This is a genomic window from Candidatus Enterococcus myersii (assembly GCF_017316025.1).
Classification (GTDB): domain Bacteria; phylum Bacillota; class Bacilli; order Lactobacillales; family Enterococcaceae; genus Enterococcus_C; species Enterococcus_C montenegrensis.
Genome location: NZ_JAFLVT010000013.1, coordinates 54865 through 72224 on the forward strand (window position 1 = coordinate 54865; position 17360 = coordinate 72224).

Sequence of the window (17360 nt, forward strand, 5' to 3'; positions counted from 1 at the left end):
GTCTTAAAACAGCTATTATTTCATGAAAAGAAAAGATTGTGCTAGCATAAAAGAAAAGAAAGGTGTGAAGAAAATGAAATTAACTGTCTTAGGCTGTCTAGGCGCCTATCCTTATAAAGGACAAGGAACTACAGGTTACTTGTTACAAACAAAGGATTTTAATTTATTGCTAGATTGTGGTAGCACTACTTTGGTGGAATTAGAAAAACACTTAGATCCACTAGCATTGGATGCTGTTATAATTTCTCACTATCATCACGACCACATTGCAGACTTGGGTGTTTTACAATATTATTTTCAACTATTTCCAGCGGAAAACAAGAAAATTTTGCCGATTTACGGTCATACTTTAGATGAATTTCATTTTAATGATTTAACAATGCCCAATGTATCAGAAGGTCGTCCTTATTACGAATCAAAACAGTTGGAATTGGGACCGTTTTCTGTTACATTTATGAAGACGATTCATCCTGTAACTTGTTATGCAATGCGCTTTGTAGAAAATGATACAGGTAAAGTATTTGTATTCACTGGTGACTCGGGTTATTTAGCGGACTTCAATGAATTTGCGACAAATGCGGACCTCTTTTTAGCCGACACGTATTTATTTAACGGCCACGAACATCACAAAGCTCACTTTACAGCGCAAGAATCAGGCACCTTTGCTAAAAATGCGAATGTTAAGAAATTGGTTTTAACACACTTGCCGCAATTTGGGGACTTACAATTATTAAAAGAGCAAGCCCAAGTTGCCTCAGGAGCAGTACCAGTTGAATTAGCAGCTATAGGTAAAGAATTTTTGATTTAAGGATGAAGCTGAAGTTCAAGAAAAATGTGTCGTCAACAACGAGGAGGATGTATTGTGATTTTCGTACCAAATGAAAACAATGACCCAAGAGTAAACTTAGCAATTGAACATTTTTTGGTTCAGGAGTATCCCTTAACCGAGCCAATTTTATTGTTTTATATTAATGAACCATCCATTATTATTGGACGCAATCAAAATACCATCGAAGAAATTAATCAAGAATACGTGGAGGAACACGGTATCCATGTAGTTCGTCGTTTAAGTGGTGGTGGGGCTGTTTATCATGATCTAGGGAATTTGAATTTTAGCTTCATTATGCCAGATGATGGAGATTCATTTAGAGACTTTGAAAAATTAACTAAACCAATTGTAGCTGCCTTACAAGAGATGGGGGTTAAAGGTGCCCAATTAAAAGGGCGCAATGATTTGGTGATTGATGATCAAAAATTCTCTGGTAATGCGATGTATGCGACAAACGGTAGAATGTTTGCTCATGGAACCATTATGTTTGATAGTGATATTAACGAAGTCGTTAATGCTTTAAAAGTTCGCAAAGATAAGATTGAATCAAAGGGAATTAAGTCGATTCGTTCTCGGGTAACCAATGTGAAACCTTTCTTGCCGGCAGATAAACAAAACATGACCACGAAAGATTTCCGGCAAGAAATTTTGTTGAAAGTCTTTGGTGTTACCGACCCAAGAGATGTTAAAACATATGAGTTGACTGCCGATGATTGGGAAAAAATCAATCAAATTTCAAAAGATTACTATCGCAATTGGGATTGGAATTACGGTCGCTCACCAGAATTTGATTTGGAGCGCCGTAAACGTTTTGCCATCGGCTCAATTGAAGTACGTTTAAATGTTCAAAAAGGAATCATTACCGCGGCTAAAATTTATGGTGATTTCTTTGGTTTAGGTGATATTAAAGATGTTGAAACAGCACTCGTTGGTGTGAAATATGAAAAAGAAGCACTAACAAAAGCAGTTGAAAAAATTGACGTAAAAAAATACTTTGGGAATATTACGCAAGAAGAATTTTTAGAGTTACTTTATTAATAAAAATATAAAGGTTCTAGTAAAAAGTCGCGATGACTTCTTACTAGAACCTTTAGTTATCTAAACTATTTTTTAATATGCGCGGGCAATCCATAAAGTGTGTTTTGCAGGTTTGCCACTCACTAAGTCAAACTCTTTTTCCATTGGAACTTCAAAGGGAATATTACGGGTTGTAAAACCAGTTTCTTCTTTGATTTTGGCTTCGGTTTCTTCGCTACCATCCCAACCAACTAAAACAAAGCCAGGAACTGTACCGGCTTCATTACATTTTTCAATGTGAGCTTTTAATTCATCCAAGGTATTAATGTCATAATGTTCGTTTGCTTTATTGCGTGCTTTGGCTTTTTCTAATAAGCGTTTTGGCATAATAGCTAATTGCTCAGCTACGTAAGCATCTAATTCTTCAAAGGTGACCTTATTTTTTTCAGCTAAGTCGCGTACTTTTACCATTACGTGACCATTTTCCAAATCACGAGGACCGCATTCAATCCGCAAACAAGCGCCCTTTAATTCCCACTCGTTGAATTTATAACCTGGCGAATTATCCGTATCATCAAGACGAACGCGGTAACCAGCTTTTTTGAAGGTGGCAAATAATGCGTCTAATTTTTCCATAATGGCTGGATTTTTCTTCCAAGGACCAACTGGCATTAAAACAATCTGAGTTGGTGCAACTGTTGGTGGAAAGACTAAGCCTTTTTCATCCCCGTGAGTCATAATTAATGAGCCCAACAAACGTGTTGACATACCCCAAGAGGTTGTGTGCACATGGGTGTGTTTGTTTTCTTTTGTCAAATACGTAATATCAAAGGCTTCAGCAAATTTTGTGCCTAAATAATGAGAGGTCCCTGCTTGAACAGCTTTACCATCTTGCATCATTGCTTCAATTGAAAACGTATCAACAGCACCGGCAAAACGTTCAGAAGGCGTTTTTTGCCCTTTATAAACCGGAATGGCTAAAAATTCTTCGGCTAAACGAGCGTATTCATCTAAAATAGCCATTGTCCGTTTTCTGGCATCAGCTTCATCTGCATGTGCAGTATGCCCTTCTTGCCATAAAAATTCCGATGTGCGTAAGAATGGCAATGTTTTTTTCTCCCAACGGAAAACGTTAGCCCACTGATTGATTTCATAAGGTAAATCGCGATAAGAGTTAATCCAATCAGAAAAAGCAGAACCGATCATTGTTTCAGAAGTAGGGCGTAGTGCCAAAGGTTCATCTAATTTTTCATCGCCAACTTCAGTTACCCAGGGTAACTCAGGGGCGAAGCCTTCAATGTGGTCTGCTTCTTTCATAAAGAAACTTTTTGGAATTAACATTGGAAAATAGGCATTACGAATATCTTGGGTTTTTAAAAACTGATTGAATTCTTCTTGAATGTGTTCCCACAATTCAAAGCCGTCAGGGCGAAAAATAATTGAGCCCCGAACAGGCGAGTAAGCCATTAATTCGGCTTGTTGAATGGTTTTTAAATACCATTCAGTAAAATCATTTTTTTGTTCAGACATAGTGTCTCCTCCTAAATAAGTTACTTTTTTGACCTTGGTTATAAAAAGGCAAAATAAAAACGCACTCCATCCTAAAAAAGGACGAAATGCGTGAATTTCGCGGTACCACCTTTATTGACTGTTTTACAGTCCAGCTCAAAAACAAGGATAAGGGCCTTAACCCGATTATTTTCATAATCATTGCCATCGGGAGGTTCAAAAAATCAGTGGGTACCAAATTTTCAGCAAAACATTGGCTCTCTAAACCATAATTTCAATACTAATCCGACTGTCTCTATGCTAATGGCAAATGCCAAAAAATGCAAGTCAAAATTATTTTAAACATTAAGGGATAAGGATAAGCTGATTTTATCTTGATTGTCATCTTGTAGTTGTGTTAGCTGACCACGATATTTTTTGGCAACTTTCTCAATGGCAAACAAATCCAATGCCTCTTTTTGAGGAAAATCAGTGGTGATGCTGCGGTCAAAAATATTGGTATGGTAATGGGCAGTATGACTACAGTGAATTTGTAATGTCTCGTTTATACAGTGAATTTGCAAGTGAATCTGTCGTTCTTTTGGGTCGTGAATCGCATAGGTTTCCCGCGTTGCATGTTCTAAAAGGTGCACTAAAATTTGACTTAAATCATCATCAGCCACATTTAAATCTTGTGGTAAATCTGCACTAAAGGAAACGGTGATACTTTTTTTGTCTGCATTTTTTTGATAGCGACTCAAGATTAAATTTGTTAAAGTATGCGCAGAAAAATCACCGATAATATTCAATTGATTGGTTTCATCTAGAAGCTTAGCTAAGTATTCATTGACGGCTGGTAAATTGCCGTCTTCGCCTAAATCGCTGATTAGCAGTAAATTTTGTTTGAACTCTTGACGGAGTTGTTCCAACTCTTGCAGGTGACCAACAACAGCTGTGTGATTGTCCTCCAAAAGCTCTGTTTTCAGTTCTAGAAAATGCATTTGGCGCTTGTTTTGTTCATTGGCGGTTAGACCTTCAACTAAGGTATAAATGAAAATGACCAATAGGATCACGGCAAATAAAAGACCTGAAATATTGACAAGATAAAAATTCGACTGTGCGACGCTGGTGATATAAATAAAACAATGGGCCATGGCAACTAAGACGATCCAAGGTGTGCAAATGACAAAAAAACGATTTTTTTGGTGGGCTTCAGTAATTGCAGCAATGGTAGTTGCTAAGGTGCCAAAAATATTAGCGGCATCAATGTAAAATTTTACTTCTGGCAAATCAATTTTAGTAAAAACAGCCCAAAGTAAAATTAATAAATCAAAGCTAATATGAAAAATTATCCATAGTCGGTAGTACTGTTGGCTTTTTTTCATTTTTAAACAATAATAAGAAATTAGAAATATTGGCGTAAAAATGGCCAGAAGTAATGCCATCGTTGAGTTCACTAATGGACTAAATAACAATCCCGCTAAAATATCTCCAGCGGCAGCCTCCAAGGCAATAGTGAGGGCAAAACAAGCTAACAAAATCAATTCCCAATTTAGCCGTTTTTGTTTAATTAATTCAGAACCAATAAAGACCATAATGGCTAGACTGATAAACGTGCAAATAATTAGAATTAGAATTTGGGGCAAGGAAACCGATACAACATAGGATAAAAGAGAATCTGCATCGCCAATAAATACACGGGCGGGGATACCGGCATAATTTTTATACGGGCTACTGACTTCAAGCCGCAATGTTTTACCAACATAGTTTTTGGGTAATTGCACTTCTGTCATGATATTGCCGGGATTTTTTTTGCCTAATAAAGTTGGGGTCACCGTTTTTTGGCTGTGTTCATAGACGGTTTTATCGTCGACTGTGACTTTTAACCATTGATGATTTCCTTGAATTAATAAGGTTGGATTAGAAACTTTACGAATCATCGTTCGTTCCATTACCATGGTTTCGTTGGGTGCAACACTATTTAACCGCTTGACATAACGACTTTTAAATAATGTGATGGGGTCATCTTTGGCGTAATAGACCCAAGTATCTTTTATTTCTGCCATCGCAGATTGTGAGAAGGGGGCATTTAGTGCTTGCACAAAAAAAATGCCCACTGCAACAAAAGTCATAATAACAAGAAAATAAGGAATCCAGATAATTTTTTTATTATACTTTTTTAAATTTTCATTATCTAATCTTTTCATAATGTTGAAATTCCTTTCAGATTATAAGGATAGTTGTCTAAAAATATCGTAGTTCTTTTTATGCTTTTATAAATGAATTTTACTATTCTGTTTAATAACGATGTTTTTTTTAATAAGTATAAAAGCCTTTAATTATATTTATTATCGTTTATACCTCAGTTTAATTGTTATTTAAACTAGGGTCAACAAGCAGCGGAAATTATTTTTCATTTTATTTTAAAAAGAAAATAACTTTCTAACAAAGATGGATAAAATGAAGACGGACGCTTTTAAACAACGGATGATATGTGATATAATTTCGTTGGAATTAAAAATTAAAAAGAATTATATGAGGAGGTGTGGCATGACGAATTTCAAGCAGATGGGTCTATTAGGTTCAGTTATTGTGACAATTGTAATGGCACTGGCTTTGTTGATCACGTTATTGCCGCATCTTTTTGGGATGACAATTTCAATTGTAAAAGATAATGATATGCAACCAACGTATCCAAAAGGTAGTTTGATTTTTGTACGTCAAGTAGAACCAGAGAGTATTTATGTTGGAGAAGTTGTCACGTATTACGTGAACCAAGGAGAAAGCATCCAAACGCGTCGCGTAGTTGCCAAAGAAAAAAATCACGTTTTTTACACCAAAGGAGACGGCAACGAACAAATGGAAATCGGCTATGTAAGTAGTCGCAATTTAATTGGACAGCCAGTTATTCACTTACCTTACTTGGGGCATTTTGTTTCCCGCGAACTTTTGGATTTGGTACAACAAATATTTTGGCTAATTGCTGGCTTCATCACATTAACGACGATTTGGCATTTGGTCGAACACGTTATACATAATAGACAAGTTCGCGACTATTAATTTTAATGGTTGCGGACTTTTTTGTTCCTTCGTATAATGACAAAAGCGAGGTGGAGAATTTGTTAAATGAAATGATGGACAGACCGGTCGTGGATGCACGGCTCGTTGATTATATGCGAACCAAACAAAAGCCTTTGACGGGGCAATTGGGTGAATTAGAAGAAGATGCTCATAAAAGGCGGGTACCGATAATTCCCCATGAGACAGTTGTCTTTTTGCAATTTTTACTAGGGCAAATAAAACCAAAAGAAATTTTAGAAATTGGTGCAGCTATTGGTTTTTCTTCTAGTTTGATGGCCCAATACGTGGGAGCAGGTCATGTAACGACGATTGACCGCTTTGATTTAATGATTAAAGAAGCAAAGGCAAATTATGAAAAATTAGGTTTAACAAAAAAAGTGACCTTAATAGAAGGCGATGCTGCTGAAGTTTTACCTACATTAACAGGCCCTTATGACTTTATGTTTATGGATAGCGCAAAGTCAAAATATATTGCATTTTTACCAGAATGTATACGTTTATTAAAAGTTGGCGGAGTATTGATGGTAGATGATGTTTTTCAAGGTGGCACGATTTTAGATCCAGTGGAAGATATTCCGCGGAAAAATCGCAGCATCCATCGTAAATTAAATCAATTTTTAGATGTCGTGATGACACACCCAGATTTAACTTCAAGTTTAGTGCCTTTAGGTGATGGAATTTTATTAATTACCAAAGAAAAAGAAACGATTTCTTTTTAGTTTAATTTCCATTTAAGCTAGACAGTCTATCTTAAACTAAAAAGAGGTAGTCTCGTCATGGCAAATAAATGGTTAAAAGGAGTTTTATGGTTGGGATTGTTGGCTTTTTTATTAAATACTTTTCACGTAAATGCTAAAGCAGAGGATAGAAAAGTACCGATTACATTGGAAAATGAAGCATTAGTAATGGTCCCAGGCACGGGTGCGACGGTGGACCGTTTTGATAAATTAATTGTCCAATTGCAAAAGACAACTGCATGCGAGGTTTTGAAAATCACGGTGCAGACAAATGGCCAATTAACGATTAAAGGTGAGTTATCACAAAAAGCCAGTCAGCCGATTATCGTCATTGGTTTTGCTGACAGCTCAGAAGAGACCGTCCCAAAACAAGCAGTATGGTATGAAAAAGCAATTGCTTATGTTCAGCACCAATATGGTGTTGAACATTATAATTTTCTTGGCCACTCCAATGGCGGGTTGGTTTTGACGGATTATTTGGAGTATGTTTCTTTGTCAATTGATCCCAAACCAAATAAAATTTTATTTTTAGGAACGCCATTTAACGATGTGGGATGGAAGTATAATGAAATGACACCGACTTTTAATGAAGTAAAAAAAGTCAGTGATGTTTTAAAACGCTATTTGGATAATAAACAGCGTTTGCCTAAGACAATTTCTGTTGTTAGTGTAGCTGGAAATGTTGCCGATGGGAATTCTGACGGGACTGTACCTGTTACAAGTCTTCTGGCTGGGGGACTCATTTATGGCGACAGTCAAAGTTATCAAACGTTTCTTGTGACCGAAAATGCGAAACATAGCCAGTTGGTTGTTCATCCTACGGTTATGCGATTAATTCAAACTTTTTTATGGTCGGCGAAAAAATAACGTATTTATTAAGAAAACTGATTGACATTAGGTGGTCAGTTTTCTATAATGAACTTTGTTGCTATGTCATAGTAGCTCAGCCGGATAGAGCATCCGCCTTCTAAGCGGACGGTCGGGGGTTCGAATCCCTCCTGTGACGCTAAAAAACCGCTAGAAATTAATATTTCTAGCGGTTTTTCTTTTTGGATTAAAAGTAGACTGATTAATAATTTGAAACCAAGGTAACATGATTAACGCGCTCTTTGTTTAGTGAGCTGTGTGGCGGACAAATTTAAAATGCAGCGATTTATTTTTTCTTTCTGGTGTCGTTTCTTGCAAAGCTTTTTTTATGATTTTTTCACGTGATTGCTTGTAAGCGTCTATTCGGCGGGCTAAAATTTCTTCTTTTGTCGTTTTCATAATAATCCCTCCTGTGTTTGATGTAATACAAGGGTAGCATCATCGCGGTCGCATTTCGAAGATATTGCTTGTAGTTTAGTGAACATACGTATGGCTTAAATGCAAAAAAACAGATAAACACGAAAAGAATTTAATCCATGGTGTTTACCTGCCAGATAAGTTTTTATTCTGCTGTTTGAAAAGCTACATTCATATCTAATATTCCTTCATCAGAACGTAAAACGAAATTACCGTAACTACCACTACGATCTAATGTGATGTTATAGGGTAAAAAGTTTTTTTCATAATCGGATATATACACTTGATATCGCTCGTTTTGTAGCTGTTCACTAAAAGGCGCTATTTTTTCTTTAATGGGTTTAATCAAAAAACGGTCCCCAATCATACAACATCCTTGGGCTGATGAAAATTGATTTGAACCGTCATTTAAAGCTAATATGAAAGATTTGCTGCCGGCTAATTTATCTGTTAAGTAAAAAGCAGCTTCATTGGTAATGTGTAGTTTCATACGATCATCTCCTAGCGGCAGTATAAGCCCAGTGGCCAAAAATGAAAAATATTCTGCTTTATTAACGGTTTTTACTTAAAATAAAGTCATAGTCATGTGTAGTTTCTTTTTCTGAAGACGTGGCGTTGGCTTTTTTACCGGTAAATTTCAATTCAATAGTGGTAACGTCATCGGCGTCTGCCAATTTTTCTAGTGGATAAGCTGCGGTTCCGGTCACGGTTTTATTTGCAGGGATTTTTCCACCAAATTCGTCCATCGCTAAATTACCTGTCGTTTGCCCACTGGTATTGGTAGTTAAAACGCCTTTTTCAGGGGCGACATTTACCGCAGTATCGCCAGTTTCAATTGTAAAATGCATTAAAACGTAGCCTTCGTATTCCTTGTTTTGTTTATCTTTATAATCTTTGATTTTAATGATTTTACATTCATCGCTGGTAATCGTCACATTTTCCCAATTGGCATCTTTTAAAGTGACGTCGTATTCTTTAGTACCAACTAATTTAGCTTTGGTCGCACCTGTCTTTTCAGCTAGTTGTTGATATTGAGCCTGATTGATTAATAAGTCGGGATTTTTATCGATACTCGTGGCTGTTGTATTTTTTGTATTGTTTGGACTTGTTGCTAGCGTTACGTCTGTTGTACTTTTTTCGCGACAGCCTGATAATAACAAAGCCGCAGTTAGGAGCAGGGGAAACAATATCTTTTTCATCGCCATCCTCTTTTCGTTAGAAAAATTATTCTTTAATTAAATTTTAACATTTGTATGGGATAGCGCAAGCGAGAAGTCGGGCTTTAGCCTGATTTTATTCCCAAGAAGCTTATGCTATAATTGTCGTTAGATTAAAAAGAAATTTTTGGATTTGAATTTTTTTATGAAATACGTTTTAATGCCGTATTTTATTTATTGCTTGTTCAGCTGATGTTTAACTAAGGTATAAGAGGAGTAATACAAGCAAGTTTATAAATTAGATTTGAAGGGATTTTATTATGATAAAAATTACCATGTTTTCTCGAGCCGACACGATTAAAGGCCAAGGGGTGGGAAGTGCTTATAATGAGTTAATCAAGCTATTAAAGGCGCGTTTTAGCAATGATTTTGACGTACAAATCAATACCTATAAAAAATCAGACATCTCCCATTACCACACAATTAACCCGGAGTTTTATTTGTCGACCTTTTTTAAGAGACGTCGTGGTATTACCGTGGGATACGTTCACTTTTTACCTGAAACACTGGAAGGGAGCATTCATTTAGCCAAGCCGATTCAAAAGATTTTTAATTGGTATGTGTTATCTTTTTATCGGCGGATGGACAAATTGGTAGTTGTAAATCCTAGCTTTATTCCTGAGTTGAAAAAAGCCGGAATACCCGCAGAAAAAATCAGCTATATTCCTAATTTTGTTTCAGCAGAAGAGTTCTACCAAATGTCCCCGGAAAAAAAATTGGCGCTCCGTCAAAGTCATAAAATAAAACCAGACAAATTTGTCGTTTTAGGTGTGGGGCAAATTCAAAAGCGTAAAGGTGTAGATGACTTTATTCGTTTAGCAAAAGAGAATCCTGAGGTTTCCTTTATTTGGGTGGGGGGATTTTCTTTTGGCAAAATAACGGATGGCTATGAAGAATATAAAGAGGTTTATGAAAATCCGCCTGCTAATTTAACCTTTACAGGCATTATTGATCGCAGCGAGTTGGTTGATTATTATAATATGGCCAATATTTTCTTGCTACCTTCTTATAATGAATTATTTCCGATGAGTATTTTAGAATCTTTTAGCTGTCAAACACCGGTAATGGTCCGCAATTTAGCGCTGTATGAATCCGTTATTTCCGGCTACTATCTTGGAGCAGATGATTTTGAAGAAATGAATCAGGATATTAAAGCATTGCAAAGAAACGAAGCGTTATTAAAAAAATATGCTTGTCTTGCTCATGATGCTTCCAATTATTATTCTGAATCCCATGTAGGAGAAATTTGGTATGACTTTTATACCGGTCTTTTAAAGAAAGAGGCAAAAGAAGTTAATATTTAAAAACGCAACTATCGTTTTTCTGACAGGTTAGCAATAGTCAGTTAAAAAGCGGTAGCTGCGTTTTTTACTTATTTAAAGATAGTTTTATAGTCTTTATTTTTAAAATTAGTTATTATCGACTGTTTGTAACAATTGACCGATGACTTGCCAATCGGCTTTTATTAAAGGGGCTAATTTACGGTTATAAAAAATGGCTGCCGGGTGAAAGAGGGGAACGATTGTGTAATCTTTTTTAGACCAAACGTAGCTTTCCATTTTTTCATTTAGCACTTGAATCGGGTGTTTGATTATTTGACCATGGAATTTACTAACGGTGTAAGTATTTCCTAATAAACGTTTTAGGCCGATATTTCCTAGTGTTGCGATTAACTTTGGCTTTACTGCTTTGATTTCATAATCTAAAAGTGGGGCATGGGCAAAAACTTCTTTTTTTGAGGGCGTGCGATTTGGGTAAACAATCTCTTTGGCACCTGTCTTTTTATTGACTCGCTCGTTTATTTTATAAGGGCGACTTCTAAGCGCGCTGGTAATATAAACATCTTCTCTTGTTAATCCAACACTTGCAAAACACGCCATTAATTCTTTTCCCGCTTGTCCGCTAAAGGGAATTAAATTTTCAATTTCTTTGCGGCCAGGAGCTTCACCAACAATCATTAATTTAGGATCTAGTGGACCACTGCCTGTAACAAAGCCTTCCAAGGCGTAATTTTTTGAACGCTCATTGACTATTTTAACCAGTTCTTTTGGATACTCCATCTTTATCCCTCCTATCTTTAGTATAACGCTACTCGTTTATAATAATGAAAAGTTATGTTTTTTATGAAGCTTAAAATTTACTTTTTCTTTTAGAAGAAAACTAATTGACGTCACGCTCATTTTTTGGTAAAGTGTAAATGTTGTAATTGTGGACTCCACAGCTACAACCGCTCAGAACAAGTATTAAGCACATTATGTCACTTGGGATGGCGAGTCTAAGTATATTATAAGGAGGTGCTTTAGAGCATGTACGCAATTATCAAAACTGGTGGTAAACAAGTTAAAGTTGAAGTTGGTCAAGCAATCTACGTTGAAAAATTAGACGTTGAAGCTGGCGGCAAAGTGACTTTTGACGAAGTTATCTTAGTAGGTGGCGAATCAACGAAAGTTGGCGCTCCAACTGTTGCAGGCGCAACTGTTGAAGGAACTGTTGAAAAACACGGTAAACAAAAGAAAGTTGTTACTTTCAAATACAAACCTAAAAAACACTCTCACCGCAAGCAAGGTCATCGTCAACCATATACTAAAGTGGTTATCGACGCTATTAACGCTTAATACTTGCGAGAAAGGTCGCACTAATGATCAAAGGGACATTCAAACGCAATGACTCTGGCCAGATTGTTACTTTCACATTGACAGGGCATGCCGAAGCTGGGCCATATGGTAGTGACATTGTTTGTGCTGGTGTTTCTGCGCTAGCAATCAGTACCATTAACGGCATTGATGCTTTAGCTGGGGTTGCACCTAAAGTTGAAGCAAACGAATCTGAAGGCGGCTATCTTAAAATGGATGTCGTGTCAGGTTTAACTCAAGAACAAACTAACATTGAACAAATTCTTTTAGAAAATTTGTTGTTAGGTTTACAGTCAATTGAAGCCGAAAACAGTGAGTTTATTCAAATTAATACGATTACAGAAAAATAGGAGGTGCATCTCATGTTGATGAAAATGAATTTGCAATTCTTCGCGCATAAAAAAGGTGGCGGTTCTACTTCTAACGGTCGTGACTCTGAATCTAAACGTTTAGGCGCTAAACGTGCGGACGGTCAAACTGTTACAGGTGGCTCAATCCTTTACCGCCAACGCGGTACTAAAATTTATCCAGGTGTAAACGTGGGTAAAGGTGGCGACGATACTTTATTTGCTAAAGTTGACGGCGTGGTACGTTTTGAACGTAAAGGCCGTGACAAAAAACAAGTGTCTGTCTACCCAGTAGCGAAAGAAGCTTAATTAAAAATGAAGTGTCGGTATTCGAATGAATGCCGACACTTTTTTTGTAGTTTTATAAGTTATGATTTGTAGTTTTTATGTTGAAAAGAGGTTAATCCATTGGAAGGAACTGTTAAATCTTTTAATGAAAAAGGTGGCTATGGTTTTTTAGTAAATGCCCATAAACAGGATATGTTTGTTTACCAAGATGATATTGTAATGCCTTCAGATAAGGTGCTTTTCGCCGGCCAAAGAGTAACCTATGAGGTTGCTACCAATCAAAAGGGGCAGCAAAAAGCGATTAACGTAAAATTGATAAATTAGAAACTGACACGACATGTCAAAAACAACTTGCAGAAATAAAATATAATGTGCTACGCTCTGTAAAAAAAGAGGGTTCCTATGACAGAAAAAATTCGTATTGCATCAAAGCAAGATGCCGCAGCAATCCTAGCAATTTACGCGCCGTATGTAAAAGAAACGGCTATCACATTTGAATATGAAGTTCCTACTTTAGCAGATTTTGAAAAACGGATTGAACAAACGCTAGCTCGTTATCCTTATCTAGTAGCAGAAAAAGAAGGGGTAATTGTAGGTTATGCATATGCTGGTGCTTATAAAGGGCGGTCTGCTTATGATTGGAGCTGTGAAGTAACAATCTATTTAGCCAAAGGTGAGAAGAGTCGGGGATTAGGGACACGTTTGTACCAAGCTCTAGAAGCGGAATTGTACAAACAAAATGTCGTACAATTGCTAGCTTGTGTCACGGCGGGAAATAGTGCTAGTATCAAATTTCATGAAAAACTAGGGTATCAACAAGTCGGTAATTTTCCTAATGTGGGTTACAAATTTAATCAATGGTACGATATTTTATGGCTACAAAAAGCGTTACAAGAAGTACCTCGTCTACCTGCAGACTTTATTGCTTATCAAAAATAAAAGACTTACGCTGAAAATTGCGTAAGTCTTTTATTAATAGCCTGTACGGGATTCGAACCCGTGTCTCCGCGCTGAGAACGCAGCGTCTTAAACCCCTTGACTAACAGGTCAAATTACTACGCTATTTATCTTAGCACTTTTTTTCTTGCTGTAAAGGAAAAGCACTTGTGTCATCTTACAAAAATGTTCGACACTTGATAGTTTAAACGCCGGTTAAGTGACGGAATCTTTGTTAGACTAGGGTAAATTAGTAAGCCATTTGTTAATATATTAAAAATGGTATTGTTTTAAAGGAGTGGAGCAATGAGTTTAATTGGTGTTGGCAGTTTTATCTTTGGTTTTGTATTGTTTGGGGTTGCCCTGATAAAAAAACAAGTGACGAAACAAAAAATAGTGCAATCGGAAACATTTCAATTAGCGGCATTATTAATTTTTGTCGGTTCATTTATTTTAGCTATGCCCCATTTGGGTATTTAATTATTAGTAACATAATAGTAGAGAAGTCATTTAAGGTGCTTATAGCTTAAATGGCTTTTTAGTTTGCGCTTTAAAGGAAAAAAGTTATAATGAAACAACACAGATGACACACTAGCACAAATAAGGTGAGGAGATTCAATGACCAAGAGAATTGAACGTGTTTATCAGTTTGTTGCAACAAACGATCAGTTTCAAACGGGACTCACCACAAATGATGTGGCAGAAGGTCTTGTATTGCAGCGAACAAATGTAAGTAAGGATTTAAATAAATTAGTCCGTGCGCAACGCTTGCTTAAAATTGATGGCCGACCTGTTCGCTATACTGTTGCAAAATTAGATGATGCAATAGACGAAAATGAGATAAATCAAGCGTCTTATCCTAAAAATGAGCACGTGGCGAGTTATAAAGAATTTAGCATCCCTAAAAAAAAGCAGGGTATCCCTCAAGAATTACGGTTCGGTGATATTTTTTCACGAATTATTGGTTCAAATGGCAGTATGAAAAATGCTGTTGAACAAGCAAAAGCAGCAATTTTGTATCCACCAAAAGGATTAAATTGTCTCATCACAGGCCCTACTGGTTCAGGTAAAACGTATTTTGCTCATGCGATGTTTCGTTTTGCTGTCACCAGTCAGGTAATTGACAAGGAAAAAGAATTAATTGTTTTTAACTGTGCTGACTATGCTAATAATCCTGAGCTTTTAATGAGCCATTTGTTTGGTTATGTAAAGGGTGCTTTTACTGGAGCAGAGCAAGATAAAACAGGGATTATTGACCAAGCAGATGGGGGAATGTTATTTCTTGATGAAATTCATCGCTTACCACCAGAAGGTCAAGAAATGGTCTTTTATTTTATGGACCATGGGACTTTTTCTCGTTTAGGTGAAAGTAGTAAAAATCATAAGGCTGACGTGCGCATTGTGGGCGCGACAACAGAAGATCCAAGTTCGTCTTTATTAGATACTTTTGTTCGTAGAATTCCGATTAATATTCAGTTGCCGGCATTTGATCAACGGCCAGCAAGTGAAAAAGTTGATTTAGTCAAGGTGATGGTCGCCCAGGAAGCAGGTCGGATTGATCGGCAAATTTCTTTATCAGAAGATGTGGTTAAGGCTTTAATTGGTAGCGTTAGTTACGGCAACATTGGACAATTGAAATCAAATGTCCAACTTGTTTGTGCCCGTGGCTTTTTAAATCATATGAACAGTGATGAAATGAATATCACGATTGAGGACTTGCCAGAAGGGATTCGTTCGGGATTACTATTATTGGCCAATAAACGAGAAATCTTAAATGAGCTATCCAAAATTTTAGATCCTCAAATTGTAATTACGCCAAATGATCAAATGATTTTAATCCAGCAAGATACGTATGAATTACCGTATAATTTGTACGATATCATCGGAGATAAAGCTGCATTATTAAAAGCCGACGGACTAGATCAAGAAACGATTAATCACTTTATTTCGACAGATATCAATGTTCATTTGAAATCTTTTTATAAAAATCATGGTTTTGCTTTTAATGCAGATAATAAATTAGCTGAATTTGTTGATCAAAAAGTGATTGATACGACGAATCATATTTATGATATGGTACAGGAAAAATTAGGCTATGCTTTTCAGCAAAACTTTGTCTATGCTATGAGTTTGCACATTAGTTCTTTTTTGAAAAAATTAGAACATGGCGAAGAACGAAGTACAAATGACAATATTCGTCAAATGGTAGCCGGTTTTCCAGCTGAATTTCAAATTGCTCAAAAAATTCGTACCTATATTAGTGGAAGTTTTCATGTCGAAATTCCTGAAAGTGAAGATTATTACTTGGCAGTTTTGCTAATTTCTTTACGCGCAAACCAACAAGATGGCAAAATCGGAGTTGTTGTGGCGGCTCACGGCAATAGCACAGCTACGAGTATGGTGGAAGTGGTAACGCAATTATTAGATATTGATCAAGTGCAAGCTGTAGACATGCCTCTTGATATGCCGCCAAAAGTTGCCTTGGAAAAAGTTAGTCGTGCCGTTACCGAAGTTGATGATGGTTCTGGGGTCATGTTATTAGTGGACATGGGTTCATTGGCAACGTTTGGTAATGAAATTACCCAAAATACGGGTGTTGAAGTACGGACAATCGATATGGTGACAACGGCAATTGTTTTAGAAACAGTGCGAAAAGCTTCTGTTTTAGGAACGGATTTAGATAGTCTGTTTGAATCATTACATCGATTTAGTGGTTATACATTAATGTCACCACAACAAAATAATAATGTTACTGCAGCAAAACCTACTGCTATTTTGGCAGTATGTGCTTCAGGAGAGGGTACCGCCCAGCGAATCAAAGAAATTATTCAACGTTCTTTAAGTGGTGAACAAAAGCAGTTGCAAGTAATTACGCAATCGGTAGTTACATTGCCAGAGCAATTACGGCAAATTCAAACAGACTATAATTTAATTGCGGCAACTGGAATTGTCGATCCAAAGATTAATGCGCCATTTATTCCTTTAGATCGTTTTATCAATCAAGATGTCAAAGCGATTTTAAATCGACTACTATTGGATAGTGAACAGCTGCTTTCATATCCAAATGAAGCAATGCAAGAAGAAAAGGCTGTAGAGTTGATCAAACGCTTTATTAGTGAGAATTTTACTTTTATTAATGGAGAAAAACTTGCTCAACCCATTTGGGATTTTGTTTCAAATCTGGTGGAAGATGTTGGATTAAGTGATCATGAATTTGGTTTAGAAGTCAACTTGGCTTTGCATACAGCGGGTTTGTTGGAACGAGTAGTATTAAAGCAGCCGCTTGCCGTAACAAAAGAAGAAGAACAGCAACTAACTGCTGATCCAATTTACGAACAAGTGCATAATCATATTCAATCTTTTGGGCGAATGTTACGCTTAGGTGTTCCGCCGGCAGAAGAATATTATGTTTTAGAAGTATTGAAGACGCGCATTGAAGAGTTAAAAGAAAAGACTGTATCACCAAAAACGTAATTAAAATACAATACACAAAAAACGACACA

Annotated in this window: 19 protein-coding genes, 2 tRNA genes and 1 other annotated feature; of the genes, 14 read left to right on the forward strand and 7 right to left on the reverse strand. The window is 36.6% G+C overall.

Annotation, left to right across the window (positions count from 1 at the left end; translation table 11 throughout):
• The first annotated feature begins 73 nt into the window (after positions 1 to 73).
• Both JZO76_RS09510 and JZO76_RS09515 read left to right on the forward strand, forming a co-directional pair.
• The gene (locus JZO76_RS09510) at positions 74 to 808 is read left to right on the forward strand and encodes an MBL fold metallo-hydrolase (RefSeq protein WP_206903839.1); all 735 of its coding nucleotides are present in this window, start codon (positions 74 to 76) and stop codon (positions 806 to 808) included.
• A gap of 54 nt (positions 809 to 862) precedes the next feature.
• A complete protein-coding gene (locus JZO76_RS09515; protein ID WP_206903840.1) occupies positions 863 to 1867 on the forward strand; it encodes a lipoate--protein ligase in 1005 nt (334 codons plus the stop codon).
• Positions 1868 to 1939: 72 nt separating this feature from the next.
• Here the strand turns inward: JZO76_RS09515 and proS are convergent, their stop codons facing one another.
• Both proS and JZO76_RS09525 read right to left on the reverse strand, forming a co-directional pair.
• Positions 1940 to 3376 carry a proline--tRNA ligase gene (gene proS / locus JZO76_RS09520; protein WP_206903841.1) on the reverse strand — a complete coding sequence of 479 codons (1437 nt, stop codon included), beginning with the start codon at positions 3374 to 3376 and terminating at the stop codon, positions 1940 to 1942.
• 317 nt (positions 3377 to 3693) lie between these two features.
• On the reverse strand, positions 3694 to 5541 hold the full coding sequence (locus JZO76_RS09525) for a hypothetical protein (protein ID WP_242595849.1): 1848 nt from the start codon (positions 5539 to 5541) through the stop codon (positions 3694 to 3696).
• Between the two features lie 343 nt (positions 5542 to 5884).
• On the opposite strand from JZO76_RS09525, the gene JZO76_RS09530 reads away from it, so the two are divergent.
• The 4 genes from JZO76_RS09530 (at position 5885) to JZO76_RS09545 (ending at position 8158) form a co-directional block, all read left to right on the forward strand.
• On the forward strand, positions 5885 to 6394 hold the full coding sequence (locus tag JZO76_RS09530) for a signal peptidase I (RefSeq protein WP_206903842.1): 510 nt from the start codon (positions 5885 to 5887) through the stop codon (positions 6392 to 6394).
• A gap of 59 nt (positions 6395 to 6453) precedes the next feature.
• Positions 6454 to 7134, forward strand: a complete 681-nt coding sequence (locus tag JZO76_RS09535; RefSeq protein ID WP_206903912.1) for an O-methyltransferase — start codon at positions 6454 to 6456, stop codon at positions 7132 to 7134.
• A gap of 57 nt (positions 7135 to 7191) precedes the next feature.
• Positions 7192 to 8019 (forward strand): alpha/beta hydrolase, encoded by an 828-nt coding sequence (locus tag JZO76_RS09540; RefSeq protein ID WP_206903843.1) that lies wholly within the window; start codon positions 7192 to 7194, stop codon positions 8017 to 8019.
• A gap of 65 nt (positions 8020 to 8084) precedes the next feature.
• Positions 8085 to 8158 (forward strand) — tRNA-Arg (locus JZO76_RS09545).
• A 107-nt stretch (positions 8159 to 8265) separates the two neighbouring features.
• On the opposite strand, the gene JZO76_RS09550 is transcribed toward JZO76_RS09545, so the two are convergent.
• From JZO76_RS09550 to JZO76_RS09560, 3 genes are all read right to left on the reverse strand, one after another.
• Positions 8266 to 8418, reverse strand: coding sequence for a hypothetical protein (locus JZO76_RS09550; RefSeq protein WP_206903844.1), 153 nt, complete (start codon positions 8416 to 8418; stop codon positions 8266 to 8268).
• Between the two features lie 163 nt (positions 8419 to 8581).
• Positions 8582 to 8926, reverse strand: a complete 345-nt coding sequence (locus JZO76_RS09555; protein WP_206903845.1) for an iron-sulfur cluster biosynthesis family protein — start codon at positions 8924 to 8926, stop codon at positions 8582 to 8584.
• 61 nt (positions 8927 to 8987) lie between these two features.
• Positions 8988 to 9635, reverse strand: coding sequence for a hypothetical protein (locus tag JZO76_RS09560; protein WP_206903846.1), 648 nt, complete (start codon positions 9633 to 9635; stop codon positions 8988 to 8990).
• A 278-nt stretch (positions 9636 to 9913) separates the two neighbouring features.
• On the opposite strand from JZO76_RS09560, the gene JZO76_RS09565 reads away from it, so the two are divergent.
• The gene (locus JZO76_RS09565; protein ID WP_206903847.1) at positions 9914 to 10957 is read left to right on the forward strand and encodes a glycosyltransferase family 4 protein; all 1044 of its coding nucleotides are present in this window, start codon (positions 9914 to 9916) and stop codon (positions 10955 to 10957) included.
• Positions 10958 to 11062: 105 nt separating this feature from the next.
• Here the strand turns inward: JZO76_RS09565 and JZO76_RS09570 are convergent, their stop codons facing one another.
• The gene (locus JZO76_RS09570) at positions 11063 to 11713 is read right to left on the reverse strand and encodes a uracil-DNA glycosylase (RefSeq protein ID WP_206903848.1); all 651 of its coding nucleotides are present in this window, start codon (positions 11711 to 11713) and stop codon (positions 11063 to 11065) included.
• A 155-nt stretch (positions 11714 to 11868) separates the two neighbouring features.
• Positions 11869 to 11940, forward strand: a sequence feature (ribosomal protein L21 leader region).
• A 19-nt stretch (positions 11941 to 11959) separates the two neighbouring features.
• Here JZO76_RS09570 and rplU point away from each other — a divergent pair.
• The 5 genes from rplU to JZO76_RS09595 all read left to right on the forward strand — a co-directional run bounded on the left by rplU (position 11960) and on the right by JZO76_RS09595 (position 13860).
• The gene (gene rplU / locus JZO76_RS09575) at positions 11960 to 12268 is read left to right on the forward strand and encodes a 50S ribosomal protein L21 (RefSeq protein ID WP_016172553.1); all 309 of its coding nucleotides are present in this window, start codon (positions 11960 to 11962) and stop codon (positions 12266 to 12268) included.
• Positions 12269 to 12291: 23 nt separating this feature from the next.
• Positions 12292 to 12636 carry a ribosomal-processing cysteine protease Prp gene (locus tag JZO76_RS09580; protein WP_173102571.1) on the forward strand — a complete coding sequence of 115 codons (345 nt, stop codon included), beginning with the start codon at positions 12292 to 12294 and terminating at the stop codon, positions 12634 to 12636.
• Between the two features lie 12 nt (positions 12637 to 12648).
• A complete protein-coding gene (gene rpmA / locus JZO76_RS09585; protein ID WP_016172551.1) occupies positions 12649 to 12942 on the forward strand; it encodes a 50S ribosomal protein L27 in 294 nt (97 codons plus the stop codon).
• Positions 12943 to 13041: 99 nt separating this feature from the next.
• The gene (locus JZO76_RS09590; RefSeq protein ID WP_206903849.1) at positions 13042 to 13245 is read left to right on the forward strand and encodes a cold-shock protein; all 204 of its coding nucleotides are present in this window, start codon (positions 13042 to 13044) and stop codon (positions 13243 to 13245) included.
• Positions 13246 to 13323: 78 nt separating this feature from the next.
• The gene (locus JZO76_RS09595; RefSeq protein ID WP_206903850.1) at positions 13324 to 13860 is read left to right on the forward strand and encodes a GNAT family N-acetyltransferase; all 537 of its coding nucleotides are present in this window, start codon (positions 13324 to 13326) and stop codon (positions 13858 to 13860) included.
• 37 nt (positions 13861 to 13897) lie between these two features.
• Here the strand turns inward: JZO76_RS09595 and JZO76_RS09600 are convergent.
• Positions 13898 to 13970 (reverse strand) — tRNA-Glu (locus JZO76_RS09600).
• 193 nt (positions 13971 to 14163) lie between these two features.
• On the opposite strand from JZO76_RS09600, the gene JZO76_RS09605 reads away from it, so the two are divergent.
• Entirely contained in the window at positions 14164 to 14337 is a 174-nt protein-coding gene (locus tag JZO76_RS09605; RefSeq protein WP_206903851.1) for a hypothetical protein, read from the forward strand.
• Positions 14338 to 14475: 138 nt separating this feature from the next.
• The gene (locus JZO76_RS09610; RefSeq protein ID WP_206903852.1) at positions 14476 to 17331 is read left to right on the forward strand and encodes a sigma-54-dependent transcriptional regulator; all 2856 of its coding nucleotides are present in this window, start codon (positions 14476 to 14478) and stop codon (positions 17329 to 17331) included.
• Positions 17332 to 17360 lie beyond the last annotated feature (29 nt).